At 64.9% G+C, this 26,435-nt stretch carries 19 protein-coding genes, 2 tRNA genes, 3 rRNA genes and 2 pseudogenes; 21 read left to right on the forward strand and 5 right to left on the reverse strand.

Features of this window, described 5'->3' with window-relative positions:
* Positions 1-37 precede the first annotated feature (37 nt).
* The 5 genes from N4G47_RS00130 (at position 38) to rrf (N4G47_RS00150) (ending at position 3,814) form a co-directional block, all read left to right on the forward strand.
* Positions 38-113: transfer RNA gene (locus tag N4G47_RS00130), tRNA-Ala, on the forward strand.
* 30 nt (positions 114-143) lie between these two features.
* Positions 144-220, forward strand: a tRNA-Ile gene (locus N4G47_RS00135).
* A gap of 225 nt (positions 221-445) precedes the next feature.
* Positions 446-3,325: ribosomal RNA gene (locus N4G47_RS00140) — 23S ribosomal RNA — on the forward strand.
* A 126-nt stretch (positions 3,326-3,451) separates the two neighbouring features.
* Positions 3,452-3,566: ribosomal RNA gene (gene rrf / locus N4G47_RS00145) — 5S ribosomal RNA — on the forward strand.
* 133 nt (positions 3,567-3,699) lie between these two features.
* Positions 3,700-3,814: ribosomal RNA gene (gene rrf, locus N4G47_RS00150) — 5S ribosomal RNA — on the forward strand.
* Between the two features lie 208 nt (positions 3,815-4,022).
* On the opposite strand, the gene N4G47_RS00155 is transcribed toward rrf (N4G47_RS00150), so the two are convergent.
* Entirely contained in the window at positions 4,023-5,738 is a 1,716-nt protein-coding gene (locus N4G47_RS00155) for a M28 family metallopeptidase (protein WP_475284433.1), read from the reverse strand.
* An 87-nt stretch (positions 5,739-5,825) separates the two neighbouring features.
* Positions 5,826-6,488 (reverse strand): DUF4097 family beta strand repeat-containing protein, encoded by a 663-nt coding sequence (locus N4G47_RS00160; protein WP_475284435.1) that lies wholly within the window; start codon positions 6,486-6,488, stop codon positions 5,826-5,828.
* A gap of 95 nt (positions 6,489-6,583) precedes the next feature.
* On the opposite strand from N4G47_RS00160, the gene N4G47_RS00165 reads away from it, so the two are divergent.
* Both N4G47_RS00165 and N4G47_RS00170 read left to right on the forward strand, forming a co-directional pair.
* Entirely contained in the window at positions 6,584-7,882 is a 1,299-nt protein-coding gene (locus tag N4G47_RS00165; protein ID WP_475284437.1) for a murein hydrolase activator EnvC family protein, read from the forward strand.
* Between the two features lie 108 nt (positions 7,883-7,990).
* Positions 7,991-9,439: a S41 family peptidase gene (locus tag N4G47_RS00170; RefSeq protein ID WP_475284439.1), complete on the forward strand. Its 1,449-nt coding sequence runs from the start codon at positions 7,991-7,993 to the stop codon at positions 9,437-9,439.
* Positions 9,440-9,548: 109 nt separating this feature from the next.
* Here N4G47_RS00170 and N4G47_RS00175 read toward each other — a convergent pair whose 3' ends face one another.
* Complete coding sequence (locus N4G47_RS00175; RefSeq protein WP_107232094.1) at positions 9,549-10,241, reverse strand: rhomboid family intramembrane serine protease; 693 nt, start codon at positions 10,239-10,241, stop codon at positions 9,549-9,551.
* Between the two features lie 228 nt (positions 10,242-10,469).
* Between N4G47_RS00175 and N4G47_RS00180 the strand changes: the two genes are divergently transcribed.
* Both N4G47_RS00180 and pnuC read left to right on the forward strand, forming a co-directional pair.
* The gene (locus N4G47_RS00180; RefSeq protein ID WP_475284441.1) at positions 10,470-11,897 is read left to right on the forward strand and encodes an outer membrane protein transport protein; all 1,428 of its coding nucleotides are present in this window, start codon (positions 10,470-10,472) and stop codon (positions 11,895-11,897) included.
* Positions 11,898-12,033: 136 nt separating this feature from the next.
* Positions 12,034-12,606, forward strand: coding sequence for a nicotinamide riboside transporter PnuC (gene pnuC / locus N4G47_RS00185; RefSeq protein ID WP_475284443.1), 573 nt, complete (start codon positions 12,034-12,036; stop codon positions 12,604-12,606).
* 74 nt (positions 12,607-12,680) lie between these two features.
* Here pnuC and putA read toward each other — a convergent pair whose 3' ends face one another.
* Positions 12,681-15,899, reverse strand: coding sequence for a bifunctional proline dehydrogenase/L-glutamate gamma-semialdehyde dehydrogenase PutA (gene putA, locus N4G47_RS00190; RefSeq protein ID WP_475284445.1), 3,219 nt, complete (start codon positions 15,897-15,899; stop codon positions 12,681-12,683).
* A gap of 274 nt (positions 15,900-16,173) precedes the next feature.
* Between putA and N4G47_RS00195 the strand changes: the two genes are divergently transcribed.
* From N4G47_RS00195 to N4G47_RS00220, 6 genes and pseudogenes are all read left to right on the forward strand, one after another.
* On the forward strand, positions 16,174-16,650 hold the full coding sequence (locus N4G47_RS00195; protein WP_475284447.1) for a DUF2244 domain-containing protein: 477 nt from the start codon (positions 16,174-16,176) through the stop codon (positions 16,648-16,650).
* An 11-nt stretch (positions 16,651-16,661) separates the two neighbouring features.
* Positions 16,662-17,617, forward strand: a pseudogene (gene coxB, locus N4G47_RS00200) (cytochrome c oxidase subunit II).
* Positions 17,618-17,676: 59 nt separating this feature from the next.
* Complete coding sequence (gene ctaD, locus N4G47_RS00205) at positions 17,677-19,284, forward strand: cytochrome c oxidase subunit I (RefSeq protein WP_107232100.1); 1,608 nt, start codon at positions 17,677-17,679, stop codon at positions 19,282-19,284.
* An 8-nt stretch (positions 19,285-19,292) separates the two neighbouring features.
* Complete coding sequence (locus tag N4G47_RS00210; RefSeq protein WP_475284449.1) at positions 19,293-19,541, forward strand: hypothetical protein; 249 nt, start codon at positions 19,293-19,295, stop codon at positions 19,539-19,541.
* Entirely contained in the window at positions 19,538-20,128 is a 591-nt protein-coding gene (locus N4G47_RS00215) for a cytochrome c oxidase assembly protein (protein WP_475284451.1), read from the forward strand. Before N4G47_RS00210 ends, N4G47_RS00215 begins: the two co-directional genes overlap by 4 nt.
* A 13-nt stretch (positions 20,129-20,141) precedes the next feature.
* Positions 20,142-21,017, forward strand: coding sequence for a cytochrome c oxidase subunit 3 (locus N4G47_RS00220; protein WP_107232103.1), 876 nt, complete (start codon positions 20,142-20,144; stop codon positions 21,015-21,017).
* Positions 21,018-21,037: 20 nt separating this feature from the next.
* On the opposite strand, the gene N4G47_RS00225 is transcribed toward N4G47_RS00220, so the two are convergent.
* Entirely contained in the window at positions 21,038-21,256 is a 219-nt protein-coding gene (locus N4G47_RS00225; protein ID WP_005407794.1) for a twin transmembrane helix small protein, read from the reverse strand.
* A gap of 57 nt (positions 21,257-21,313) precedes the next feature.
* Here N4G47_RS00225 and N4G47_RS00230 point away from each other — a divergent pair, with 57 nt between their 5' ends.
* The 6 genes and pseudogenes from N4G47_RS00230 (at position 21,314) to N4G47_RS00255 (ending at position 26,321) form a co-directional block, all read left to right on the forward strand.
* A complete protein-coding gene (locus N4G47_RS00230; RefSeq protein WP_475284454.1) occupies positions 21,314-22,051 on the forward strand; it encodes an SURF1 family protein in 738 nt (245 codons plus the stop codon).
* A 13-nt stretch (positions 22,052-22,064) separates the two neighbouring features.
* Positions 22,065-22,633: pseudogene (locus N4G47_RS00235) on the forward strand (hypothetical protein).
* Positions 22,634-22,643: 10 nt separating this feature from the next.
* Complete coding sequence (locus N4G47_RS00240) at positions 22,644-23,807, forward strand: COX15/CtaA family protein (RefSeq protein WP_475284456.1); 1,164 nt, start codon at positions 22,644-22,646, stop codon at positions 23,805-23,807.
* A gap of 4 nt (positions 23,808-23,811) precedes the next feature.
* Complete coding sequence (gene cyoE / locus N4G47_RS00245; RefSeq protein ID WP_475284458.1) at positions 23,812-24,705, forward strand: heme o synthase; 894 nt, start codon at positions 23,812-23,814, stop codon at positions 24,703-24,705.
* Positions 24,706-24,839: 134 nt separating this feature from the next.
* Complete coding sequence (locus tag N4G47_RS00250; RefSeq protein ID WP_475284460.1) at positions 24,840-25,649, forward strand: calcium-binding protein; 810 nt, start codon at positions 24,840-24,842, stop codon at positions 25,647-25,649.
* 270 nt (positions 25,650-25,919) lie between these two features.
* Positions 25,920-26,321: a hypothetical protein gene (locus N4G47_RS00255; protein WP_475284462.1), complete on the forward strand. Its 402-nt coding sequence runs from the start codon at positions 25,920-25,922 to the stop codon at positions 26,319-26,321.
* Positions 26,322-26,435 lie beyond the last annotated feature (114 nt).

Genomic DNA, 26,435 nt, shown 5'->3' on the forward strand with positions numbered 1-26,435 from the left:
GAATCATGTCGGCCAGGCCGATGTGAGAGTCCCTTTTGGGGCCTTAGCTCAGCTGGGAGAGCACCTGCTTTGCAAGCAGGGGGTCGTCGGTTCGATCCCGACAGGCTCCACCATGTTCGAGTTTGTTCCGGAAGAGTCTTTCCGGGTCTGTAGCTCAGGTGGTTAGAGCGCACCCCTGATAAGGGTGAGGTCGGTAGTTCGAGTCTACCCAGACCCACCATTCTCTGAATGACGCATACAATCGATCTTTATACGCATCAGCACTGTGGCTGGTACGTGTTCTTTTAAAACTTGTGACGTAGCGAGCGTTTGAGATGTTCTATCAGACGTGTCGTGAGGCTAAGGCGAGAGACGTAAGTCTCTTTATTGATTGAGTCGTTATATTCGTATCCGGGCTTTGTACCCCCGGGTCACATGTATAACCCAAGGCAACTTGCGGTTATATGGTCAAGCGAATAAGCGCACACGGTGGATGCCTTGGCGGTCAGAGGCGATGAAGGACGTGGCAGCCTGCGAAAAGTATCGGGGAGCTGGCAACAAGCTTTGATCCGGTAATGTCCGAATGGGGAAACCCACCCGCTTGCGGGTATCCTGCAGTGAATACATAGCTGCTGGAAGCGAACCTGGTGAACTGAAATATCTAAGTAACCAGAGGAAAAGAAATCAACCGAGATTCCGTAAGTAGCGACGAGCGAACGCGGACTAGCCCTTAAGCTGATTTGGTTCTAGGAAAACACTCTGGAAAGGGTGGCCATAGAAGGTGATAGCCCTGTATCTGAAAGGGCCATTTCAGTGAAGACGAGTAGGGCGGGGCACGTGAAACCCTGTCTGAACATGGGGGGACCATCCTCCAAGGCTAAATACTACTGACCGACCGATAGTGAACCAGTACCGTGAGGGAAAGGCGAAAAGAACCCCGGAGAGGGGAGTGAAATAGAACCTGAAACCGTGTGCGTACAAGCAGTAGGAGCTCCGCAAGGAGTGACTGCGTACCTTTTGTATAATGGGTCAGCGACTTACTGTTCGTGGCAAGCTTAACCGTATAGGGGAGGCGAAGGGAAACCGAGTCTGATAAGGGCGCATAGTCGCGGGCAGTAGACCCGAAACCGGGTGATCTAGTCATGCCCAGGGTGAAGGTGCGGTAACACGCACTGGAGGCCCGAACCCACTCCCGTTGCAAAGGTAGGGGATGAGGTGTGATTAGGAGTGAAAAGCTAATCGAACCCGGAGATAGCTGGTTCTCCTCGAAAGCTATTTAGGTAGCGCCTCATATGTATCCTCTCGGGGGTAGAGCACTGTTATGGCTAGGGGGTCATCGCGACTTACCAAACCATTGCAAACTCCGAATACCGAGACGGACTGTATGGGAGACACACGGCGGGTGCTAACGTCCGTCGTGAAAAGGGAAACAACCCAGACCCACAGCTAAGGTCCCAAATTCAGTGCTAAGTGGAAAACCATGTGGAAAGGCACAGACAGCCAGGAGGTTGGCTTAGAAGCAGCCACCCTTTAAAGAAAGCGTAATAGCTCACTGGTCGAGTCGGTCTGCGGGGAAGATTTAACGGGGCTAAGCACTGAACCGAAGCTTGGGGTGCATAACTTTGTTATGCGCGGTAGAGGAGCGTTCCGTAAGCCTGCGAAGGTGGATTGAGAAGTCCGCTGGAGGTATCGGAAGTGCGAATGCTGACATGAGTAACGATAATGCGGGTGAAAAACCCGCACGCCGAAAGCCCAAGGTTTCCTTGCGCAACGTTAATCGGCGCAGGGTGAGTCGGCCCCTAAGGCGAGGACGAAAGTCGTAGTCGATGGGAAGCAGGTTAATATTCCTGCACCTCGCGTAAGTGCGATGGAGGGACGGAGAAGGTTAGGTGTACCAGGCGTTGGTTGTCCTGGGGAAAGGCGGTAGGTTTGGATCTTTGGCAAATCCGGGATCCTCTAAGACCGAGCACCGAGACGAGCCTTTATGGCGAAGTCACTGATACCACGCTTCCAGGAAAAGCTCCTAAGCTTCAGCTTACGCAGACCGTACCGTAAACCGACACAGGTGGGTAGGATGAGAATTCTCAGGCGCTTGAGAGAACTCGGGTGAAGGAACTAGGCAACATGGCACCGTAACTTCGGGAGAAGGTGCACCCTTTTTGGTGGCTCGTGCGAGCTATAGCTGAAGAGGGTCGCAGTAACCAGGCCGCTGCGACTGTTTATCAAAAACACAGCACTCTGCAAACACGAAAGTGGACGTATAGGGTGTGACGCCTGCCCGGTGCTGGAAGGTTAATTGATGGGGTCAGCCGCAAGGCGAAGCTCTTGATCGAAGCCCCAGTAAACGGCGGCCGTAACTATAACGGTCCTAAGGTAGCGAAATTCCTTGTCGGGTAAGTTCCGACCTGCACGAATGGCGTAACGACAGCGGCGCTGTCTCCACCCGAGACTCAGTGAAATTGAAATCGCTGTGAAGATGCAGCGTTCCCGTGGCAAGACGGAAAGACCCCGTGAACCTTTACTATAGCTTTACACTGAACGTTGAGTTCGTCTGTGTAGGATAGGTGGGAGGCTATGAAACTGTGGCGCTAGCTGCAGCGGAGCCATCCTTGAAATACCACCCTGTCGTGCTTGACGTTCTAACCTGGGCCCATTATCTGGGTCGGGGACCGTGTATGGTGGGTAGTTTGACTGGGGCGGTCTCCTCCTAAAGAGTAACGGAGGAGCTCGAAGGTACGCTCAGCGCGGTCGGACATCGCGCACTGTGTGCAAAGGCATAAGCGTGCTTGACTGCAAGATCGACGGATCAAGCAGGTAGGAAACTAGGACTTAGTGATCCGGTGGTTCTGTATGGAAGGGCCATCGCTCAACGGATAAAAGGTACTCCGGGGATAACAGGCTGATACCGCCCAAGAGTTCATATCGACGGCGGTGTTTGGCACCTCGATGTCGGCTCATCACATCCTGGGGCTGTAGTCGGTCCCAAGGGTATGGCTGTTCGCCATTTAAAGTGGTACGCGAGCTGGGTTCAGAACGTCGTGAGACAGTTCGGTCCCTATCTGCCATGGGCGTTGGAGATTTGAGAGGGGCTGCTCCTAGTACGAGAGGACCGGAGTGGACGAACCTCTGGTGTTCCGGTTGTCACGCCAGTGGCATTGCCGGGTAGCTATGTTCGGAAGCGATAACCGCTGAAAGCATCTAAGCGGGAAGCGCGCCTCAAGATGAGATCTCCCGGGGCACAAGCCCCCTGAAGGAACCATGTAGACTACGTGGTTGATAGGTCAGGTGTGTAAGTACAGCAATGTATTGAGCTAACTGATACTAATGATCCGTGCGGCTTGACCATATAACCTCAAGTTGCCTTGGCTTTACGACAACGTCGTAAGAGCATCCAAGTGCACGCTACGTCACAAGAACTATGCGAGGCTGGCGCCTTGTCCCAACGGGACGAGTGCGACTCTCCAAAAGCCTCCCTGGTGAAATTAGCGCTGTGGAACCACCCGATCCCATCCCGAACTCGGAAGTGAAACGCAGCTGCGCCGATGGTAGTGTGGCTCAAGCCATGCGAGAGTAGGTCATCGCCAGGGTTTATACCCAAAACCCCGCTGCTCACGCAGCGGGGTTTTTCTTATTAAGTGAAGGCATCGCTTTTTCGGATACCTTCCGCCCCCAAGGGCACGATCGCGAAGCTGGCGCTGAAAGCGCTGCTGCAACCGTCTCCCTGGTGAAATTAGCGCTGTGGAACCACCCGATCCCATCCCGAACTCGGAAGTGAAACGCAGCTGCGCCGATGGTAGTGTGGCTCAAGCCATGCGAGAGTAGGTCATCGCCAGGGTTTACACCCAAAACCCCGCTGCTCGCGCAGCGGGGTTTTTCTTTGCCGGATGTAAGTGTGCCGTGGTTGCCGGCCAGCGGCCGGCACTACCGGTGATCGACAGTGGGTAGATCCACGCCATGCGTGGATGGGGCGCCTGGCGCACAAAAGCGGCGCCCCGTGGGGCGCCGCTCAGGCCTGAACCTTGGTCAGTCGAGCAAGCTCGACTCTACTTGGCCGGGGCCTTGTCCTTCATCATGGCGTCGCGGGCCGCCTTGAACGGGTTGCCTGCGTACCAGTTCGGCCAACGATCACCGCCGGCCAGCTCCTTGCCGACGCCATACATCAGCTGCAGGTCTTCCACGGTGCCGTCCAGCTTCCAGGTGGCAGCGTCGAACTCATCCTTCGGGCCGTGGTAACGGTTGGCACCGTAGTCGGCAGCGGCCTTGCGACCTGCCTCCACACCACCCTCGCGCAGGTCTTCGCCACCATCGGCATACAGCGCCGGCACGCCGGCCTTGGCGAAGTTGAAGTGGTCCGAACGGAAATAGAAGCCGCTCTGCACCGACGTCTCGCCATGCAGGGTGCGGTCCTGTGCGGCGGCCAGCGGCTTGAGGATGTCTTCCAGCTCCGAGCTGCCGAAACCGGTCACCGTTACGTCCTTGGCACGGCCGGCCACCGACATCGCGTCGATGTTGATCACACCGGCAATCTTGTCCAGCGGGAAGGTCGGGTGGGCGACGTAGTACTTCGAACCCAGCAGGCCCGACTCTTCCAGGGTCACGGCCAGGAACACCACCGAACGCTCCGGCTTCGGATCCTGGTGGGCCATGGCCTCGGCCACCTCGAGAATGCCGGCCACGCCGGTCGCATTGTCGACGGCGCCGTTGTAGATGTTGTCGCCGGTCTCACCCTCGTGCTTGCCCAGGTGATCCCAATGAGCCATGTACAGCACGGCCTCATCGGCGCGCTTGCTGCCCGGCAGCACGCCCACCACGTTGCGCGACTGCTTCTGTGCAATCTGGCTCTTCAGATCAACCGCAGCGGTGGCCTTCAGCGGCACCGGCTTGAAGCCACGCTTGCTGGCGTCCTTGTAGGCCTGCGCCAGGTCCAGGCCCGCACCGGCAAACAGCGCCTTGGCCGCGTCGGCACTCAGCCAGCCCTGCACCGGGATGCGCGCATCCGGATCGTCCTTGGCCGGCAGGTCGTACTGCGGGCCGGCCCAGGAATTCTTCACCACGTCCCAGCCATAGGACGCGCCGGCAGTGTCGTGCACGATCAGTGCGGCGGCAGCACCCTTGCGCGCGGCTTCCTCGAACTTGTAGGTCCAGCGCCCGTAGTAGGTCATGCGCTTGCCGTCGAACAGCTTGGCGTCATCGACGTGGAAGCCCGGATCGTTGACGAACATCACGACCGTCTTGCCCTTCCAGTCCTGGCCGGCGTAGTCGTTCCACTTCTGTTCCGGCGCATCGACGCCGTAGCCGACAAACACCAGATCGCTGGCGTCGACCTTCACTTCGGCTTGGCCGGTGCGGGTGCCGACCACCATGTCAGTGCCGAACTTCAGCTCGGTGGTCTTGCCACCCTGGGTGATCTTCAACACGGTCGAGGCATCGGCCGTGGTCTCGGTCATCGGTACATCCTGGAACCAGCTGTCGCCGTTGCCGGGCTGCAGGCCGATGCGCTGCATCTGGTCGCGGATGTAGTTGACCGTCAGTTCCTCGCCCTTGCTGCCCGGCGAACGGCCTTCGAACTCATCCGAGGCCAGGGTCTTGACCATCTCGGCGAAGTCGCCGGCGTCGATCTCCGGCGAGAACGAGTGGGCCGCCGGCTTGGTGGTGGTGGCAGCGGCGTCGGTGGCCGGCGCAGGTGCCGGAGTGTCTTCGCCTTTGCAGGCACTGAGCGCGGCCGCAGCGGCCAGGCACAGGAGGAGTTTGCGGGGCATCGTCGATTCCTGGGAAACAAAGGGCGGCCGCACGCCTTGCGCGACCGGTGTCAGTGAGTATCACCGAACCCGGGAGGGCCGGTGCGCTCAGTCCGCCGGGGCGGTTTCGGTGTCGAACGGGATCGGCTCGGCGCCGGTGACCGGGCCAATGCGGGCGCTGCGGTGCACGTACAGCACCACTTCGCGTTCGAACTGCAGCGGGCCGTTGACCACGGCATTGGGGCCGACAATCACGCGCGGCTTGCGGCTGGCGGTCAGCGAGACGCTGAAGTTCGGCTTGCGCACATGCACACCGCCGTTGACCTGTGAGCCGATGCCGACGGTGATGTCACCGTTGACGGTCTCCACGTCCTTGCCGATGCGGGTCTCGACCAGACCGATACCGCCGTTGACGGTCTCGACGCCGCCTTCGATCTGGCTGCCGCGGTCGGCGAAGATGCTGCCGTTGACGGTGCTGACGCTGCCGTTGGCGATCACCTCACGGCCCAGCCGCACGCCGCCGTTGACGGTCTCGATCTTGCCGGTGCGGGCGCGGTCGGCGACCTTCACCCCGCCGTTGACGGTGTCGATGCTGCCGGTCTCGACGCCTTCGCCGACCCGGATGCCGCCGTTGACGGTGTCCAGCTTGCCGTAGCGCTGGCCGGGCTCGGCGCTGATGCTGCCGTTGACCTTGCTGATGTTGTCCTGCGCCGCCACCGGCGTGGCGACCAGCAATACGCCCAACAGCAACGGAATGGAAAGAGTGTTCATGGCGCCCTCGATGGAAGTGCGGCTGGCAGGCCGCGTGCGGAGATGTCACCATTCCCCGGTACCCCCTGCAACTGCCTGAAGTCACTGGAAAGCCCTTGCGCGACAACGTCTCCCCATCACGCCAACCTCACATCGCCGCGGCCCGTGGCGGGCGCTGGCTGTTGTTGGGGCTGGCCCTGATGCTGGCCGTGCCGCTTCCTGGTGCCGCACAGACCACCCGCGAGACCGAGCGCAAGCTGCAGAAGCTGCGCAACGAGCTGAAGGATGTCGCGCAGGAACGGCGGCAGATCGAAGGGCAGCGTGGGCAGGCGTCGCGGCAACTGCGCGAGGCCGACGAGAAGGTGGCCCGCAGTGGCCGGGCATTGGCACAGACCGAAACGGCACTGCGCGAGCAGAACCAGGCACTGGTCGAGGCCGAGCGCCGCCGCAGCAGCCTGCAGGCCAATCTGGCCCAGCAGCATCGCGAGCTGGCCGGCCTGCTGCGTGCCGCCTACCAGCTGGGCAGCCATGCACCGCTGAAGCTGTTGCTGTCACAGGACACCGTGGCCGATGCCAACCGTGCGCTGGCCTATCACCGCTATCTGCAGCGCGAGCGGGCGCAGCGCATCACCACGCTGACCGCCGACCTGAAGGAGCTGGAAGGGCTGCAGACGCAGATTGCCGAGCACCAGCAGAAACTGCAGGGCACCCAGCGCGACCAGAAGCAGCAGGCGGCGACGCTGGCGGCCGATCGTCGCGATCGCGCGCAGACCGTGGCCTCGCTGGACGAGCGCTTCAAGGACCGGCGGGAGAAGGAACAGGCGCTGGGCCAGGATGCCAAGGCGCTGGAAACGTTGCTGGCCAACCTGCGTGCCGCTGCGGCCCGCGCCGAAGCCGAACGCCGTGCTGCGGCCCGTCGCGCGGCAGCGGAGAAGGCGGCTGCCGAGAAGGCCGCGCGGCAGGCGAAGGCGGAAGGGCGTCCACCACCGCCGACCAAGGTGCCGCCTGCGGTGGCTTCGGCCCCGGCGCCGAAGGTCGGTGGCCTGGGCTGGCCGCTGTCGGGCAATCTGTTGGCCCGCTACGGCGGCAAGCTGCCCGATGGCCGTACCAGCAGCGGTGTGCTGATCGGGGCACCGGCTGGCAGCACAGTCACAGCGGTGGCCGATGGCACCGTGGTGTTCTCCGACTGGATGACCGGCTACGGCATGATCCTGATCGTTGACCACGGCAATGGCTACATGAGCCTGTACGCGCACAACGACACGCTGCTGAAGGATGCCGGGGCCCGGGTCAGCCGCGGCGACGCCGTGGCCAAGGTTGGCAATTCCGGAGGGCAGGGCGTCACGGCGCTGTACTTCGAGCTGCGTCGCGGCGGGCAGCCGGTCAACCCGGACAGCTGGCTGCAGCGGCGCTGAACCTGGCCTCGCTGCCAGCGCTGCGGATTCAACGGGAATTTAGCTGTGCTTCGCGCATAATCGCGGCATGTGCCTTGGGCACGATGCCACCGTCGACAGGAGTGATCCATGCGCGCAGCCCGTACCGCCACCCTTTTGCTGGCCCTGTTGCCGGCGCTGTCCTGGGCGCAGCAGACCGCGCCCGCCCCGGCCCAGGAAACCAGTGGGCAGGCAGCGAACAGCGAGGAGGCGGTGACCTCGAAGGTGCCGCTGGAAGAGATCCGCCGCTTCGTGGCCGTGTACAACGCCGTGCGCGCGGCCTATGTCGATCCGGTCGATGACAAGAAGCTGATGCAGTCGGCGGTGCGCGGCCTGTTGCTCGACCTCGATCCGCACAGCACCTATTTCAACAAGGAAGATGCGCAGGCCTTCGACGAGCAGGCCAACGGCGCCTATGAGGGCATCGGCGTGGAGCTGCAGCAGCAGCCGGACAACGCCAGCATGAAGGTGATTTCGCCGATCGACGACACGCCGGCGGCCAAGGCCGGCATTCTCGCCGGCGACCTGATCATCGCCATCGACGGCAAGCCGATCAGCGCCATCGATGCCAGTGAACCGCTGCGCGGCCCGGCCGGTAGCAAGGTGGTGCTGACCATCGTGCGCGATGGCAAGCCCAAACCGTTCGATGTCAGCCTGACCCGCCAGACCATCCGCGTGACCAGCGTGCGCAGCCGCCTGCTGGAACCGGGCTATGGCTACATCCGCCTGAGCACCTTCCAGGCCGACACCGGCTCGGATTTCCAGAAGCATGTGCAGCAGTTGCAGAAGCAGTCCGGTGGCCAGCTCAAGGGCCTGGTGCTCGATCTGCGCAGCAACCCGGGCGGACTGCTGACTGCCGCTGTGCAGGTGGCCGACGATCTGCTCGAGAAGGGCAACATCGTCAGCACCCGTGGTCGAATCAGCATCAGCGATGCGCGCTTCGATGCGACCCCGGGCGACCTGTTGAAGGGCGCACCGGTGGTGGTGCTGGCCGATGCGGGTTCGGCCAGTGCCTCGGAAGTGCTGGCCGGCGCGCTGCGCGACAACAAGCGCGCGCGCGTGGTTGGTAGCCGCACCTTCGGCAAGGGCTCAGTGCAGACCGTGCTGCCGCTGGACAACGGGGATTCGGTGAAGTTGACCACGGCGCGCTATTACACACCCAGCGGCAAGTCGATCCAGGCCACCGGCATCGTGCCGGACGTTGAACTGAAGCCGGCCCCGACGCCGGCCGACGATGCGCTGCCGGCCAGCCTCAGCGACTACAGCGAAGCGACCCTGCCGGGCCACCTGCGCGGCGACGACGAAGGCACCGAGGGCTACCGCGCCGGCGCAGTGCTGCCGGGCGACGGCCCGATCAACGACGCGCTGGCCGAGCTGAAGAATCCGGGTTCGGTGGCGGCACGTCTGAAGGCCGAAGCGGCCAAGGCGGACGCGGCCAAGGCCGCGAAGGCTGCAGCGGCCAAGCCGGAAGCCAAGGTCGAACCGAAGACGGAGGGCAAGCCGGAAGCCAAGCCCGCTCCGGTGCCGGCCAAGCCCTGACGGTAGCGCCGGGCCATGCCCGGCGGACGAGGCCCGAGTCGAGCAAGCTCGACTCTACGGAAAGGTGGGTCAGCGTGGAGCCGGCCAGCGGCCGGCACTACCGGGGCGGTCAGAACCCGTGCCGCTTGCGCAGGCGGCGGGCGATCGCTGCCCGCACGTAGACCCCGTACACCACGCCGAACACGAAGCCGCCGATGTGCGCCCACCAGGCCACCATGCCGAAGCTGGGGCCGATATGGGCGAACACCACCTGCAGCGCGGCCCACACGCCGATCAACAGGTAGGCCGGGGCGCGTACGAACTCCAGGAACAGGCCGAGCGGAATGACCACGCCCAGCCGCGCACCCGGGAACAGGGCCAGATAGGCGCCGATCAATGCCGAGACGGCGCCACTGGCGCCGATGATGATCTGGTCCGGGCTGCCCATGGTGTAGATCGCCACCAGGTTGGACACCGCGCCGCCGACCAGGAACAGCAGCAGCAACCGCCATGGCCCCAGTACGCGTTCGGCCGGCAGGCCGAAGATCAACAGGAACACCAGATTGCCCAGCAGGTGCGACCAGTCCGCGTGCAGGAACAGAGCGGTGAACAGGCGCAGCACGCTGCCGTCCTGCAGGGTCGCCCACCAGTCCAGCGGGTGGGTCAGGCCGGTGGACAACGCACCCCAGTCCAGCCAGAGACTGCTGCGGGCATCGTCCGGGCGCGAGATCGACCACAGGAACGCCAGCCACAGTGACGCAAAAAGCACGGGCGTGGCCCAGCGCAGGGCCGTCTTCTTGCGCGACGGGAGGGAGACGAACATGGGCAGTAGCCTAGCCTGACGGCGCCTGGGGCGGGGATTGTCCTGTTCAGCTTTTGAGACGGAAAAAGCGCCGGCGCTGTTATTGTTTCATTAACAGCTCTGGGTAATACTCGCATACGGCGTCGTATGTCGGGAGGGGAATCCGGCGCGCTTCGAACGGTCCCCCGGGGCTGGTCGGGCGCAGGCGCACTCAGAGCAACATCACCGCTTACCGGAGAGAGAACTACGATGCAAACCGCTTCCACCATTGCCCGTCTGACCCTGCTGGCCGTCGGCGTTGCCGGTGCGCTGGCTGCTGCTGACGCCAACGCTGCCGCCTTCCAGCTGAAGGAAAACAGCGCCAAGGGCCTGGGCCGCGCCTTCGCCGGCTCCACCGCTGCCGAAGGCGACGCCTCGGTCATCGCCACCAACCCGGCTTCGATGCGCCTGCTCGATGGCACCATGCTGCAGGGCGACGTCAGCGCCATCAGCTTCGGCGCCAAGTTCCGCGGCCAGGGCAAGTACGGCAACGGCGCGCCGATCTCGGGCGGCAACGGCGGCGACGCCGGCATGATCGCCCCGGTTCCGGCCGCCTACTTCCACCTGCCGTTCGGCGAGAACGACAACATGCACTTCGGTGCCTCGCTGACCGTGCCGTTCGGCTTCAAGACCGAATACGACCGTGACTGGGTCGGCCGCTACAACGGCGTCAAGACCGAGCTGCAGGCGATCGACCTGGGCGTGGCGTTCTCCTACGACGTCAACCCGTACCTGTCGTTCGGTGCGTCGGTGTTCGCCGAGCGCCTGAACGTCGACCTGACCAGCGCCGTCGATACCGGCACCGCCATCAACGCCACTGCCCAGCGCACCGCTGCCAAGCGCGTGCTCGACGCCGGCGGCACCGCTGCCCAGGCCGCTGCCGCTTCGCAGGCCGCTGCACGCCAGGTGGCCCAGCTCGGCTTCTCGCCGGGTACCGCCGATGGCTTCCTGCGCATCAAGGGCGATGAAGTGTCCGTGGGTTACACCCTGGGCATGACCGTCACCCCGGTGGAAGGCACCAACATCGCCTTCAGCTACCGTTCGCAGGTCAAGCACAAGATCACCGACGGCACCGCCGACTTCACCGTTCCGGGCAACGCCCAGGCGTTCCTGGCCTCGACCGCGCCGGGCACCTTCATCGACAGCAACGGCCGCGCCTCGATCACCCTGCCGGCCAGCGCCACCGTCAGCTTCAGCCACCGCGTGAACGACCAGTGGAAGGTCATGGCTGACGTCTCGCGTACTGCGTGGAGCAAGTTCGACCAGGTGACCGTCGACTTCGATTCCAACCAGCCGGACAGCGTGCTGCCGTTCCACTACCGCGACACCACCTTCGCGTCGATCGGTACCGAGTACCGCATGAACGAGAAGCTGACCCTGCGCGGCGGCCTCGCCTACGACCAGACCCCGACCACCGACGCCCACCGCGACGTGCGCGTGCCGGACACCACCCGCAAGTGGCTGTCGCTGGGCCTGACCTACGCGGCTTCGGACAAGATGGAATACAGCGTGGGTTACACCCACCTGTTCACCAAGGACCCGAACGTCAACTCGACCTCGGCCACGGCCAACACCGTGACCGGCAAGTACAAGGTCACCGGCGACGTGCTGGCGGCTTCGATGCAGTACAAGTTCTGATCCAGGCGATTGCCTGACGCAGGACACCGAGGGCCCCGCGCAAGCGGGGCCTTTTTTGTGCTGCGCCAGGGCATCCACGCGTGGCGTGGATCTACCGGGTGCGCCATCCGGATTGCCGATCCTCGACAATAGGGCGATGAACCTGTCCGACCCGAACTTCCAGCTGGAGCTGGCCGCCAACATCGCCGTCGCCGGCTCGATCCTGCTGGCCGGCCGCAACAACGTGCACACCTGGTGGCTGGGCATTGTCGGCTGTGCGCTGTTCGCTGCGGTGTTCGAACGCTCGCACCTGTACGCGGACATGGTGCTGCAGTTCTTCTTCATTGCCATCAGCGTGCTGGGCTGGTGGCAGTGGCTACGCGGCGACCATGGTGCGCCACTGCCGATCACCGCGCTGCGGCCGCGCGCGTGGGCCTGGCTGGCACCGTTGGCGGTGGTGGCCACCTTCAGCTACGGCTGGATGCTGACCCGCCTGACCCACGCCTATGCGCCGTACGTCGATTCGGCGGTGCTGGTGCTGAGCGTGATCGCGCAGATCCTGATGATGCGGCGCAAACTGGAGTCGTGGTGGGTGTGGCTGCAGGTCAACACCATTGCGGTGCCGCTGTATTACAGCCGCGGCCTGCATCTGACCTCGATCCTGTACGTGGGCTTCTGGATCAATGCGCTGGTGGCCTTGCGCCATTGGCGCAAGCTGATGCGGGTGTAGAGCCGAGCCCATGCAGGCAAGGCACAAAAACCCCGCGTCAGCGGGGTTTTTCGTTTACCGCATGACGCCTGGGATCAGTCGCCCAGAGTCAGCAGCGAGGCGTTGCCGCCGGCAGCGGTGGTGTTCACCGTCACCGTCTTTTCGGTGGCAAAGCGCAGCAGGTAGTGCGGGCCGCCGGCCTTCGGGCCGGTGCCGGACAGGCCCTGGCCGCCGAACGGCTGCACACCGACCACTGCACCGATCTGGTTGCGGTTGACGTAGACGTTGCCGACGTGGACGCCGTTGCTGATGCGGTCGACGGTCTCATCGATGCGCGAATGCACGCCCAGGGTCAGGCCGTAGCCGGTGGCGTTGATCTGCTCGATCACCGCATCGAGCTGGTCGCCCTTCCAGCGGATCACGTGCAGGACCGGCCCGAAGATTTCCTTGTGCAGCTGGCCAAGGTCCTTCAGCTCGTACGCACGCGGTGCGAAGAAGGTGCCATTGGCTGCCTCGGTGGACAGCTCGGCGGCAGCGATCAGGCGCGCTTCGCGGTCCATGCGTTCGGCGTGGTCCTGCAGGATCCTCAGCGCGTCGGCATCGATCACCGGGCCGACGTCGGTGGACAGCAGGCCGGGGTTGCCGACCTTCAGTTCCTTCATCGCGCCGGCCAGCATGGTCATCACCTTGTCGGCGATGTCGTCCTGCACGAACAGCACGCGCGCGGCCGAGCAGCGCTGGCCGGCGGAGGTGAAGGCCGAACCGATGGCGTCCTTGACCAGCTGTTCCGGCAGCGCCGAGGAGTCGGCGATGAAGGCATTCTGGCCGCCGGTCTCGGCGATCAGCACGCCGATGGCGGCATCACGTGCGGCCATCGCGCGGTTGATCGCACGGGCGGTGTCGGTGGAGCCGGTGAAGGCGACGCCGGCCACGCGCGGGTCGGCGGTCAGCGCGGCACCGACGGTGGCACCGTCGCCCGGCAGGAACTGCACCACCTCGGCCGGCACGCCGGCGTCGTGCAGCAGCTTCACCGCGTAGTAGCCGATCAGGTTGGTCTGCTCGGCCGGCTTGGCGATGACGCTGTTGCCGGCGGCGAGGGCGGCAGCGACCTGGCCCAGGAAGATCGCCAGCGGGAAGTTCCACGGGCTGATGCAGACGAACACGCCGCGGCCGTGCAGCTGCAGCTCGTTGGATTCACCTGTCGGGCTGGGCAGCTTCTCGGCGTGGCTGAACTGCTCGCGGGCCTGCTTGGCGTAGTAGCGCAGGAAGTCCACCGCTTCGCGCACTTCGGCGATGCTGTCGGGCAGGCTCTTGCCGGCTTCCTTCACGCACAGCGCCATGAACTCGGGCATGCGCGCTTCCAGCTGGTCGGCGGCGTGTTCGAGGATGGCGGCGCGGCTGGCGGCCGGGGTGCGGTTCCAGGCCGGCTGCGCGGCCACGGCATTGGCCAGGGCCTTCTGCACGGTGGCGGCATCGGCGGCCAGCCACTGGCCGACCACTTCGCGGGTATCGGCCGGGTTGGTTACCGGCAGCGCGGCGCCGGCCGGGTTGGCACCCGGCACCAGCGGGGCGGCCTGCCAGGGCTTTACTGCCGCGTTGATCTGCTCGGCCAGGGCGCGCAGTTCGTTGTCGTTGGCGAGGTTGGCGCCCATGGAGTTCTTCCTGTCGTGGTTCTGGCTGCGCAGCAGGTCAACCGGCAGCGGGATCTTCGGGTGGGGGATCGAGGCGAACGAGGACACCATTTCGACCGGATCGCGGATCAGGTCGGCGATCGGCACGCGTTCGTCGGTGATGCGGTTGACGAAGCTGGAGTTGGCGCCGTTTTCCAGCAGGCGGCGCACCAGGTACGGCAGCAGGTCTTCATGCGAACCGACCGGCGCATACACGCGGCAGGGCAGGCCCAGGCGGTCGGCCGGCACCACTTCGGCGTACAGGTCATCGCCCATGCCGTGCAGCTTCTGGTGCTCGTACACGCCACCGTTGGCGATGCTGCGCACTGCGGCGATGGTGTGCGCGTTGTGCGTGGCGAACATCGGATAGATCGCATCGGCGTGCGTGAACAGGCGCTTGGCGCAGGCCAGGTAGGACACGTCGGTGTTCTGCTTGCGGGTGAACACCGGGTAGCCCGGGTAGCCTTCGATCTGCGCGCGCTTGATCTCGGCATCCCAGTAGGCGCCCTTGACCAGGCGCACCTGCAGGCGGCGACCGGCGCGGCGTGCCATGTCGGCCAGGTGGTCGATCGTGTATGGCGTGCGCTTCTGGTAGGCCTGCACGACCACGCCGAAGCCATCCCAGCCAGCCAGCGAGGCGTCGGAGAACACCTGCTCGATGATGTCCAGCGACAGTTCCAGGCGGTCGGACTCTTCGGCGTCGACGGTGCAGCCGATGCCATAGCTCTTGGCCAGCTGTGCCAGCTCCAGCACGCCCGGCACCAGGTCCTTCAGCACGCGCTCGCGCTTGGCGTGCTCGTAGCGCGGGTACAGCGCCGACAGCTTGATCGAGATGCCCGGGGCGTTGTTGACGTCGCCGTCCGGACGGCCGCCGCGTGCCTTGTGATCGCCGCCGATGGCGTGGATCGCACGACGGTAGTCTTCCAGGTAGCGCAGCGCGTCCTTCATGGTCAGCGCACCTTCGCCCAGCATGTCGAAGGAGTAGCGGTAGCTGGCGTTGTCGCCCTTGTGCGAGCGCGACAGCGCTTCGCTGATGGTGCGGCCCATCACGAACTGGTGGCCCATGATCTTCATCGCCTGGCGCACGGCCAGACGCACCACCGGCTCACCGACGCGGCCGACCAGGCGCTTGAACGCGCTGGGCGCATCGGCGCGGGTGGCGTCGTTCATCTGCACCAGCTTGCCGGTCAGCATCAGGCCCCAGGTGGAGGCGTTGACCAGCACCGAGTCGCTGCCGCCCAGGTGCTTTTCCCAGTCGGCATCGGCCAGCTTGTCGCGGATCAGCTTGTCGGCGGTGTCCTGGTCCGGAATGCGCAGCAGCGCCTCGGCCACGCACATCAGCAGCACGCCTTCCTCGCTGCCCAGGTCGTACTGGCGCATGAAGGCTTCGATCGCGCCCTGATCCTTGGCACGCACGCGCACGCGGCCGACCAGGTCGGCGGCCAGCGCCTGCACCCTGGCCTGTTCCTCGGCCGGCAGGCGGGCCTGCGCCAGCAGCTCGCGGACGTGGCTGGCCTCGTCCTTCAACCAGGCATCGGTGATGGCCTGGCGGAACGGGTTGGGGGACGCCGGCAGTTCCGGCGACAGCAGCGCGCCGGGACGCGGAGCGTCGCTGGCGGCAGGGGAGGAGGAGGGTGCGTTCATGCCGGTCCGGCCAGTGGAAAACTTGGCGATTTTAATCATTTTTGCGCCCTTCGGAAGTGCCCCGCAGAGACCTTCATGAAGGGCTGATAGCCCCTAACGGTGGTGGATTCGGCGTGTTCAGCAAACCCGGCCATATTTGTGCTGAATTCGTCATTCGCGCCGCCGACCTCATGCTGTGTTGCAGCATGGGAAAAAGTGTGAATGCACCCTTGCTACCGGCGAGAGGGCGGGGCTACCATCGAGACGTTTCCCGCGGCAGGAACGCGGTTGCGACATGATCGAGGTGCTTCCAGCTCCGGATGGGTCAGGTACGCAGCTGCGGCTGCGTCCCCCACGGGCGCTCGATGCCCGGCAGTTCGTCCTGTTGTTCACCGTGTTGGCCGGTGCGATGTGGCTGGTGTCCGCCCTCGGGTGGTTGGCCGGCAATGCATTCGCACCCCTGTTCGCGCTGCTGTACAGCCTGGTGCTGGCGGCGGCACTGCGTGCCTTGTGGCGCAGTGGTGAACGGCAGGAGGAGATCCGGGTAGTGCCGGCGTACGTGGAGGTCATCCCCGTACCCGGTGGATCGCCGGTGTTCCGGGCCCACCCCCACTGGGTGCGCCTGCTCACCGACGACGAGAGGGTCCGGCTGGCATCCAGCGGCCGGCAGGTGGAGGTGGGGAGTTTCCTCGCGCCGGCCGAACGTCAGACGCTCGCAGAGACACTTGAAAGCTTGCTCGCCGCCAGCGATGGCGGCAACCGACGACGCTAAGGGTCTAGGCAATGAAGCAAAGCAGCAGGTGGGGCACGAAGTGCGTGAACGCGGTCGCCGCAGTGCTGGCGACCGGGGGACTGATGCCGGCGTTGGCCTGGGCCCAGGCGGCCGATCCCAAGCCGTGGCAGCTGAACATGGGCAAGGGGTGACCCAGACCTCGCGCCTGGCCTGGGAATCGAACAATCTCTCGCTGATCGTCTGCACGGTCATCGGCGTCATCGTGTTCGGCGCGATGGCCTATGCGATGTTCAAGTTCCGCAAGTCCAAGGGCGCAGTGGCGGCCACCTTCAGCCACAACACCAAGGCCGAGGTCATCTGGACGGTGATCCCGGTGATCATCCTGATCGTGATGGCATGGCCGGCCACGGCCAACCTGATCAAGATGTACGACACCCGCGATGCCGAGATGACGGTGAAGGTCACCGGCTACCAGTGGATGTGGAAGTACGAGTACCTCGGCGAGAACGTCACGTTCACCAGCCGCCTGGACCGCGAGTCCGACCGCGTGCGGCAGAGCGGCGTGGTGCCCACCCGCGAGAGCCATCCGCACTATCTGCTGGACGTGGACAACCGGCTGGTGCTGCCGGTCGATACCAAGGTGCGCTTCGTCATCACCTCCGACGACGTGATCCACGCCTGGTGGGTGCCGGCGCTGGGCTGGAAGCAGGACGCGATCCCGGGCTTCATCAACGAGGCCTGGACCAGCATCGAGCAGCCCGGCGTGTACCGCGGCCAGTGCGCCGAACTGTGCGGCAAGGACCACGGCTTCATGCCGATCGTGGTCGAGGCGGTGTCCAAGGAAGACTTCAAGCGGTGGCTGGCGCAGCGCAAGCCGGCACCGCCCGCAGCACCGGCGGCCCCTGCGGCGCCGGCAGAACCTGCTGCACCGGCCGCTGAGGCACCGGCCGCCCCGGCGGCGGTTGAAGCCGGCAACGCACCTGCCACCGCGGCCAGCGGCGCGTGATGTAAAGCCCGTGGCCGCCTGCGGCCGCGGTGACAACCGATTCTGAGAGGTGTTTTGCAATGGCGCACTCGGCAGTTGGGCACGACGATCACCATCACCATCCGGGCTTCTTCGAGCGTTGGTTCTTCTCGACCAACCACAAGGACATCGGCACGCTGTACCTGGGTTTCAGCTTCATCATGTTCATCATCGGCGCGGCGATGAGCGTGGTGATCCGTGCCGAGCTGGCGCAGCCGGGCCTGCAGTTCGTCAAGCCCGAATTCTTCAACCAGATGACCACCGTGCATGCGCTGGTGATGATCTTCGGCGGCGTGATGCCGGCCTTCGTCGGCCTCGCCAACTGGATGATCCCGCTGCAGATCGGCGCGCCGGACATGGCGCTGCCGCGCATGAACAACTGGTCGTTCTGGCTGCTGCCGGTGGCCTTCAGCCTGCTGCTGCTGACCCTGTTCCTGCCCGGTGGTGCACCGGCCGGTGGCTGGACGCTGTACCCGCCGCTGTCGCTGCAGGGCGGCTACAACGTGGCCTTCAGCGTATTCGCCATCCACGTAGCCGGCATCAGCTCGATCATGGGCGCGATCAACATCATCGCCACCGTGCTGAACATGCGCGCGCCGGGCATCGACCTGCTGAAGATGCCGATCTTCTGCTGGGCCTGGCTGATCACCGCGTTCCTGCTGATCGCGGTGATGCCGGTGCTGGCCGGCGCAGTGACCATGCTGCTGACCGACAAGTTCTTCGGCACCAGCTTCTTCAACGCCGCCGGTGGCGGTGACCCGGTGATGTACCAGCACATCTTCTGGTTCTTCGGGCACCCTGAGGTCTACATCATGATCCTGCCCGCCTTCGGCGTGGTCAGCGAGATCATCCCCACCTTCAGCCGCAAGCCGCTGTTCGGCTACCAGGCGATGGTGTACGCCACCGCCGCGATCGCCTTCCTGTCGTTCATCGTCTGGGCCCACCACATGTTCACCGTGGGCATGCCGCTGGGCGGCGAGATCTACTTCATGTTCGCCACCATGCTGATCTCGATCCCGACCGGGGTGAAGGTGTTCAACTGGGTCAGCACGATGTGGCGCGGCTCGTTGACCTTCGAAGCGCCGATGCTGTGGTCGGTGGCCTTCGTCATCCTGTTCACCATCGGCGGTTTCTCCGGGCTGATGCTGGCGATCGTGGCCGCCGACTTCCAGTACCACGACACCTACTTCGTGGTCGCCCACTTCCACTACGTGCTGGTGACCGGTGCGGTGTTCGCGCTGATTGCCGCGGTGTACTACTGGTGGCCGAAGTGGACCGGGCGCATGTACAGCGAGAAGTGGGCCAAGGTGCACTTCTGGTGGTCGATCGTGTTCGTCAACCTGCTGTTCTTCCCACAGCACTTCCTCGGCCTGGCCGGCATGCCGCGCCGCATTCCCGATTACAGCGTGGCGTTTGCCGACTGGAACCTGATCAGCTCGATCGGTGCGTTCGGCATGTTCGTCACCCCGTTCATGATGGCCGCGATCCTGCTGTCGTCGCTGCGCAACGGCGAGAAGGCTGAGGCCCGAAGCTGGGAAGGCGCGCGGGGCCTGGAATGGACGCTGCCGTCGCCGGCACCGGCACATACCTTCACCACGCCGCCGACCATCCGCCCGGGGGACCTGGCGCATGACGACATCACGCATTGAGGTGGGGCATGCATAACGAGAGCCCACTTGCCCCGTGTAGAGCCGAGCCATGCTCGGCTGACGAGAAGCAGCCGACCAACGGTCGGCTCTACAACAGCGAAGAACAGCCGACCAGCGGTCGGCTCTACCAGAGCGACAGCCAGAGCAACGGCATCGAACAGCAGCGCCAGCGCGCCAGGCGCACTGCGGCCTGGGTCGGCGCGATCGCGGTGCTGGTCTACGTCGGCTTCATCCTCAGCGGAGTGATCGGCCGATGAGCGAGGCACCGGCCAGCACGCCGTCACCCAGCGCCGGGCTGCCGCGCCTGATCGGCGTGGCGGTGGCGGTGTTCCTGCTGACGTTCTCGCTGGTGCCGCTGTACCGCATCGCCTGCGAGAAGGTCTTCGGCGTGCGCCTGGAGCGCGGTCCCGGCAGCGAGGCCAGCACCGGCGCGGCGGCCGGCAAGCGCACCGTGCGCGTGGAGTTCGATGGCGGCGTCAATTCGCGGCTGCCGTGGTCGTTCCACCCCGAGCAGCTGACCATGGACGTGGTGCCGGGCGAACTCAACGAAGCGCTGTACTTCGCCCGCAACGACAGCGCCAACGCCGTGGTCGGCAGCGCGGTGCCTTCCGTCGCACCGGCGCGCGCGTCGGGCTTCTTCAGCAAGACCGAATGCTTCTGTTTCACCGCGCAGACGCTGCAGGCCGGCGAGAAGCGCGACATGCCGGTGCGCTTCATCGTCGATCCGGACCTGCCGCCGGAAATCAAGACGATCACCTTGTCCTACACTTTCTACCGCAACGACGCGCTGTCCGATCGGCTGGCCCCGGCCGCCACCTCGGAAGGCGCGCACGCCGCACCCTGACCCGGATACCGACATGGCCCAGACACCGACCGACGCCAACGTGTACTTCGTTCCGGCCCAGAGCAAATGGCCGTTCGTGGGTTCCATCGCGATGATGGTGACCATGGTCGGCGTGGCCAGCTGGCTCAACGATGCCAGCTGGGGACGCTGGACCTTCTATATCGGCATTGCGATGCTGGTGCTGACCCTGTTCTGGTGGTTCAGCGATGTGGTGCGCGAATCGCAGGCGGGCCATTACAACCGCCAGGTGGATGGCTCGTTCCGGATGGGCATGGTCTGGTTCATCTTCTCGGAAGTGATGTTCTTCGGTGCCTTCTTCGGCGCGTTGTTCTACACCCGCAACCTGGGCCTGTCCTGGCTCAGCGGCGAAGGCCGTGGGGTGATGACCAACGAGCTGCTCTGGCAGGGCTATTCGGCCGGCTGGCCCACCAACGGCCCGGCGGCGATCGGCGGTGCGTTCCAGACCATCCCGGCCTGGGGCCTGCCGCTGATCAATACGCTGATCCTGCTGACCTCCGGCGTGACCCTGACCATCGCCCATCACGCACTGAAGGCTGGCAACCGCCGCCAGCTGCTGATCTGGCTGGGCCTGACCGTGGTGCTGGGCCTGGGCTTCCTGACCCTGCAGGCGGAGGAATACATCCACGCCTACAAGGAGCTGAACTTGACGCTGGGTTCCGGCATCTACGGTTCGACCTTCTTCATGCTGACCGGTTTCCACGGCGCGCACGTGCTGCTGGGCACGATCATGCTGATCGTGATGTGGCTGCGGTCGGCCAAGGGGCACTTCACCCGCGACAACCATTTCGGTTTTGAAGCCGCCGCGTGGTACTGGCACTTCGTCGACGTGGTGTGGCTGATGCTGTTCCTGTTCGTCTACGTGCTTTGACCACGCAGGCAACGGTGGCCTCAGCCGCCGATGCCGTGCGGCTTGATCCAGCCCATGTAGATGCTCACGATCACCAGCAGGATCAACGCCACCGACACCGAGATGCGACGTGTCAGTGCGTTGACCGTGCGCTTGGTCTGGCCGCGGTCGACCAGCAGGTAGTACAGGCCGGCGCCCAGATTCCAGACGATGACGATCAGAAACGCGATTACCAGCAGGGTCTTCAGCGAATCACTCATGCGCGGCTCGAGGGCAGGGTGGATGCGCCTATCTGACCGCGTTTGCGCGGACTTGTCATGATGCGCCAGCACACACGCGTGATTGGATGGCTGCTGGCCGTGCTGGCGATGGCCGCTTTCACCGCATTGGGGCTGTGGCAGCTGCAGCGCATGCATGCCAAACAGGCCATGTTGGATGCACAAGGTCCAGCCGCAGCGCAGGTACTGTCGCTGGCACAGGCCCTGGCAGCACCCGGTGCGTTGCACGGTGTGGCCGATCACGGTCGCTTCCTGCCCGGCGTGGTGCTGCTGGACAACCAGACCCGGCACGGCCGGGCGGGCGTAAAGATCTACCGCCCGTTCCGCAGTGACGATGGCAGCGTGCTGCTGGTCGACCTGGGATGGCGCGCGCTGCCGCCCGACCGCACGTTGCCGCAGGTGCCGCCGCCGCCCTCGCCGGTGGCGGTGCGCGGGCTGCTGGCACCGCCGCCGGCGGCCGGGTTGGCACTGGGCCCCGCATTCTCCGCCACCGGGGAACCGGGCCGCTGGCTGGCCAGCCGTCTGCCCGCCGAAGGCCTGGCCCGCGCGCTGGGACTGCAAGCGCTGCCAGAGCGGGTGCTGCGGCTGGACCCGGCGCTGCCGTTCGGCGACGAGCGCGACCTGGACCTGCTGCCCAACACGCTGCCGCCGCAGCGCCATCTGGGCTATGCCGTGCAGTGGTTCGGGCTGGCCCTGACCGTGCTGGTGGTGGCGCTGGTGCTGGAATGGCGCCGGAGACGCGCGGTGGCCCGACCGGCATCCCTTACCCAACCATGAGAAAATGCCCCGCATGAACACTGCTACGTCCCCGCAGGCGCGCGGCTCCGGCCGCCGGACCCTGGTGCTGCTGTTTGCCGTGTTCTTCGGCGCGATGGCGCTGGCCGCCGTGCTGCGCTTCTCCGGTTGGCAGCCGACCGGGCACCGCAATGCCGGCCAGTTGCTGAAGCCGCCGGTGGATCTACGCCAGCAGGCACCGACCCTGGCCAATGGCCAGGCCTATCCGTGGAACCCCGAGGCACGCACCTGGCGCCTGCTGGTGGCGCCGTCCGGGGCTGCGACGCGCAGTGCGTCACTTTGTCGCAGGGACTGGGCAAGGTGTGGCAGCTGTTCGGCCATAACGCCGATAATGTCGAGATCCTGTGGCTGGGAACGCCACCGGCGTCGATCGCCTCGCTGCCCGCGCTGCGGCCGCTGGCTCCGTCGCCCGCCCTGCGCGCGGCGTTGCCGGGCGTCGATGATCCGGCGGGACTGCCGGTCTACGTGATCGATCCGAACGGCTTCGTGATCATGCGCCATGCCCCGGGTTCCGACCTCGGTGGCCTGCGCAAGGACATGGCCACGTTGCTGAAACTGAAGTGAGTCCCGTTTGATGAGCCTTTCCGCGCGTCCGGCGCTGCACCGCAATTTCCACCGCCTGGCGTGGTTCGCCATGATCATGACCGCGAGCACGATCATGTTCGGCGCCTTCGTGCGCCTGTCCGATGCCGGCCTGAGCTGCCCGGACTGGCCGACCTGCTATGGCCGCGCCACCTGGCCGCAGCACATCGAGGAGACCGTCGGGCACCCGGCCGCAGAGATCCGCCCGCTGGAGACCCACAAGGCCTGGCGCGAGCAGGTGCACCGCTTCCTGGCCGGTGCGCTGGGCATCGAGATCCTGACCCTGGCCCTGCTGGCCACGCGCAAGCGACGCTTCGGAAGCACGGCGGTGGTGACCGCCTGCGTGCTGGTGGCCGCTGGCATACCGTTGTACATGATGGGCTGGCATGGCACCGCCAGCGCCCTGGCATTGATCGGCGAGGCGATCCTGCTGATCGCCGCGCTGCGCTGGAGCAACATCGACCTGGCGCGCGCAGCGCTGCTGACCCTGGCGGTAGTGATCTTCCAGGCCCTGCTGGGCATGTGGACGGTGACGTTGTTGCTCAAACCCATCGTGGTGATGGGTCACCTGCTGGGTGGCATGCTGATGTTCGGCCTGCTGGTGTGGATGGCCTGGCGTGCCACGCATGTGCCGATCACCCTGGCCGAAGCACCGAAGCTGAAGTGGCTGCTGCGCATCGGCGTGGCCGTGCTGGTCACCCAGATCGCACTGGGTGGTTGGGTCAGTGCCAACTACGCCGCGCTCGCCTGTGGTGGTGGCAGCCTGTCGATGGACAACTTCCCGCGCTGCGCCAACCAGTGGTGGCCGCAACACAACTTCGCCGAAGGCTTCACTCTGTGGCGTGGCATCGGCGTGGATTACGAAGGCGGCGTGCTGGACGGCGCCTCCCGTATCGCCATCCAGATGGCGCACCGCCTGTTCGCGATGGTGGTGGCGGTCTACCTGCTGTGGCTGGGCGTGCGCCTGTTCCGCCTGCCGAGCATGCGTGGCTGGGCCAGCGCGCTGATCGCGCTGCTGGTGCTGCAGGTCACCCTCGGTATCCTCAATGTAAAGCTGGCGCTGCCACTGGAAGTGGCCGTTGCCCACAACGGCGTGGCCGTTGCCCTGCTGTTCGTGCTGGTCAGCCTGCTGGCCCGCCTGCGTGCCCCGGACTGATTCCATGTTTGCCAATTACCGCCAGTACTGGGACCTGACCAAGCCCAAGGTCGTCGCCCTGATTGTGTTCACCGCCCTGGTCGGCATGGTCCTGGCCATTCCGGGCGTGCCCAGCTGGGAGCAGGTGCGTGCCGGCCTGCTCGGCTTCCTCGGCATCTGGCTGGCCGCTTCGGCCGCCGCCGCCATCAACCAACTGCTGGATGCGCACATCGACGCGCAGATGGCGCGCACCTCGTGGCGTCCGTTGGTGGTGGGCAAGGTCAAGCCATGGCAGGTGCTGGTGTTTGCCGGCGTGCTGATCGTGCTGTCGATGGTCATCCTGGTGCTGTGGGTGAACCTGATCACCGCCGTGCTGACCTTCGCCTCGCTGATCGGCTACGCGGTGATCTACACCGTGTACCTGAAGCGCGCGACCTCGCAGAACATCGTCATCGGTGGCCTGGCCGGGGCGATGCCGCCGATGCTGGGCTGGGCCGCGGTCACCGGCATGCAGGGCCCGTCGGACTGGGCGTACTCGTCGCTGCTGGTGCTGATCATCTTCATCTGGACGCCGCCGCACTTCTGGGCGCTGGCGATCTTCCGCCGCGAGGACTATGCCAAGGCGAAGATCCCGATGCTGCCGGTGACCCATGGCGTGGTGCACACCCGCAAGCAGATCATGGTGTATTCGGTGGTGCTGGCGCTGGTCTGCCTGCTGCCGTACCTGGTGGGCATGAGCGGCGCGTTCTACCTGGGCGGCGCGATCGTGCTCAACGCCGTGTTCCTCTGGTACGCCTGGCGCATGCTGGACCCGCCGGACGAACTGTTCTCGATGAAGATGTTCCACTACTCCATCGTCTACCTGATGGCGCTGTTTGCCTTCCTGCTGGTCGACCACTGGATCCTGCCCTGGTTGTAAGGCGCCACCTGTAGAGCCGAGCCCATGCTCGGCTGAGGGGGAGAGCAGCCGAGCGTGGGCTCGGCTCTACACTTGATCCCTTCCAGCGGCGTCGCCATTGCTGTTCCTGACCCCAAGGAAAGGAGCGAGCAAGGATGCATTCGATTTTCCGCTGGACCACCGCGCTGCTGCTGGCGCTGGGCATGGCGTTCGGTGCGCATGCCAACGACACTGCCGCGCAGATCCGCCAGCACGCCGCCGAGCATCGCCTGCTGGTACTGGGCGAATTCCACGGCACCCGCGAGGTACCACTGCTGGTGCGCCAGCTGGTGGACGACTACAGCCGCGACGGTACGCCGGTACTGCTGGCGCTGGAACTGCCCCGTGCTGAGAGCCCCGCGCTGCACGACTATCTGGATTCCGATGACGGGACGGCGGCGCGCCAACGCCTGCACGACCGTGCGTTCTGGACCGTGCGCAATGACCAGCACGATGGCCGCCGCAGCCGCGACATGCTGGCGATGATCGAAGCACTGCGCGCGCTGAAGGCACAGGGCCGTGCGATCGAGGTGGTGGGCTACGACGTGAACAGCAGCGACGGCGGCAACCAGGATCGCGATGACCGCATGGCCGCCGAGCTGCGGCGCCTGTACCGGCGCCTGCCCGACGGCGCACGCATGGTCGTGCTGACCGGCAATGTGCACGCCATGCTGCAACGCCCCGCCGATGCGCCGCCGGAAATGCAGACCCGGCCGATGGCATCGACGCTGCGTGACCTGGATATCTACAGCGTGCGGCTGGAAGCGCTGCGTGGGCACTTCTGGGGATGCATGGACCGTTGCAAGGCACTGGCCCTGCTCGAACGGCCGGCGCGCGCGGCGCAGGTCAACACCCATGCCGAGCGCGAGTACGACCTGTGGGTGTGGATGCCGCAGCTGAGCGTCGGCACCCTGGTGGACCCGTAGCGCCAGGCAACCCATCCACGCATGGCGTGGATCTACCCCAAACCATCGGTGACGTCGACCAGCAGTAGATCCACGCCATGCGTGGATGGGTCTCCTGATCCCGTGCATCCGGTGTCGGCTTCCCCTCCCCAGGATTGCGCCGCGCCAAAAAATCTACCGGGCAAGGTGTAGGGATTTGCCGCGTCGCTGACTCCCCGCGAGCCATGGATCACAGATGCGGATGGATCTGCCAGGCGGGACGATCCGGAGTGGATACACAGGACGAGCGAGATGACTCGCAATTCTGTGGAGCAATCAATGAGAAGCCACTTTTCTCTGCCCATCGCTCTAGGTGCCGCGGTTGCCTGCCTTGCCGGCAATGCTTCAGCGGAAGTGAAAGCATTGAGCCGGGCGAACTGTATCGGATTCATCAATGAATCCGTTACCTACGAACGGCCTCAGTTTCGCAACTTCCAGGGGTCGGCCGTCACCAGACACATCCCGCTGGGGAACATCGAACCAAAGCACGTCTTCGGTGCACCCAACAATGGACACTTCTCCTGGCGCTTCTACGCGGGGGATGGCTCCGATCCGGAGCGGATGGTCGTCCACGGCTATCACACATGGGTGCTGGACGGGCGTGTATTCACTCAGTCCACGAGCGCGGTCGACTGCCAACTTTCGGAGTGGTGAGCATCATGAAAAAGCTCGTTTGCATCGCAATCCCATTGGCGATATCGATGTCCGCCCACGCGTCCCAGTCGGGTACAGATCCCGATCCGGTGGGACGTTGGCTGCACCAGCGTG

The sequence above is a fragment of the Stenotrophomonas sp. GSD10 genome, from assembly GCF_056172695.1.

Bases quoted from the DNA above. Each gene is read 5' to 3' on its own strand.
- pnuC (WP_475284443.1), top strand. From the start codon at position 12,034: ATGAACCTGTCCGACCCGAACTTCCAGCTGGAGCTGGCCGCCAACATC.
- N4G47_RS00175 (WP_107232094.1), bottom strand. From the start codon at position 10,241: ATGTTCGTCTCCCTCCCGTCGCGCAAGAAGACGGCCCTGCGCTGGGCC.
- N4G47_RS00210 (WP_475284449.1), top strand. From the start codon at position 19,293: ATGCATAACGAGAGCCCACTTGCCCCGTGTAGAGCCGAGCCATGCTCG.
- N4G47_RS00215 (WP_475284451.1), top strand. From the start codon at position 19,538: ATGAGCGAGGCACCGGCCAGCACGCCGTCACCCAGCGCCGGGCTGCCG.
- N4G47_RS00155 (WP_475284433.1), bottom strand. From the start codon at position 5,738: ATGCCCCGCAAACTCCTCCTGTGCCTGGCCGCTGCGGCCGCGCTCAGT.
- N4G47_RS00160 (WP_475284435.1), bottom strand. From the start codon at position 6,488: ATGAACACTCTTTCCATTCCGTTGCTGTTGGGCGTATTGCTGGTCGCC.
- N4G47_RS00255 (WP_475284462.1), top strand. From the start codon at position 25,920: ATGACTCGCAATTCTGTGGAGCAATCAATGAGAAGCCACTTTTCTCTG.
- ctaD (WP_107232100.1), top strand. From the start codon at position 17,677: ATGGCGCACTCGGCAGTTGGGCACGACGATCACCATCACCATCCGGGC.
- N4G47_RS00250 (WP_475284460.1), top strand. From the start codon at position 24,840: ATGCATTCGATTTTCCGCTGGACCACCGCGCTGCTGCTGGCGCTGGGC.
- putA (WP_475284445.1), bottom strand. From the start codon at position 15,899: ATGAACGCACCCTCCTCCTCCCCTGCCGCCAGCGACGCTCCGCGTCCC.
- N4G47_RS00225 (WP_005407794.1), bottom strand. From the start codon at position 21,256: ATGAGTGATTCGCTGAAGACCCTGCTGGTAATCGCGTTTCTGATCGTC.
- N4G47_RS00170 (WP_475284439.1), top strand. From the start codon at position 7,991: ATGCGCGCAGCCCGTACCGCCACCCTTTTGCTGGCCCTGTTGCCGGCG.
- N4G47_RS00220 (WP_107232103.1), top strand. From the start codon at position 20,142: ATGGCCCAGACACCGACCGACGCCAACGTGTACTTCGTTCCGGCCCAG.
- N4G47_RS00195 (WP_475284447.1), top strand. From the start codon at position 16,174: ATGATCGAGGTGCTTCCAGCTCCGGATGGGTCAGGTACGCAGCTGCGG.
- cyoE (WP_475284458.1), top strand. From the start codon at position 23,812: ATGTTTGCCAATTACCGCCAGTACTGGGACCTGACCAAGCCCAAGGTC.
- N4G47_RS00180 (WP_475284441.1), top strand. From the start codon at position 10,470: ATGCAAACCGCTTCCACCATTGCCCGTCTGACCCTGCTGGCCGTCGGC.
- N4G47_RS00240 (WP_475284456.1), top strand. From the start codon at position 22,644: ATGAGCCTTTCCGCGCGTCCGGCGCTGCACCGCAATTTCCACCGCCTG.
- N4G47_RS00230 (WP_475284454.1), top strand. From the start codon at position 21,314: ATGATGCGCCAGCACACACGCGTGATTGGATGGCTGCTGGCCGTGCTG.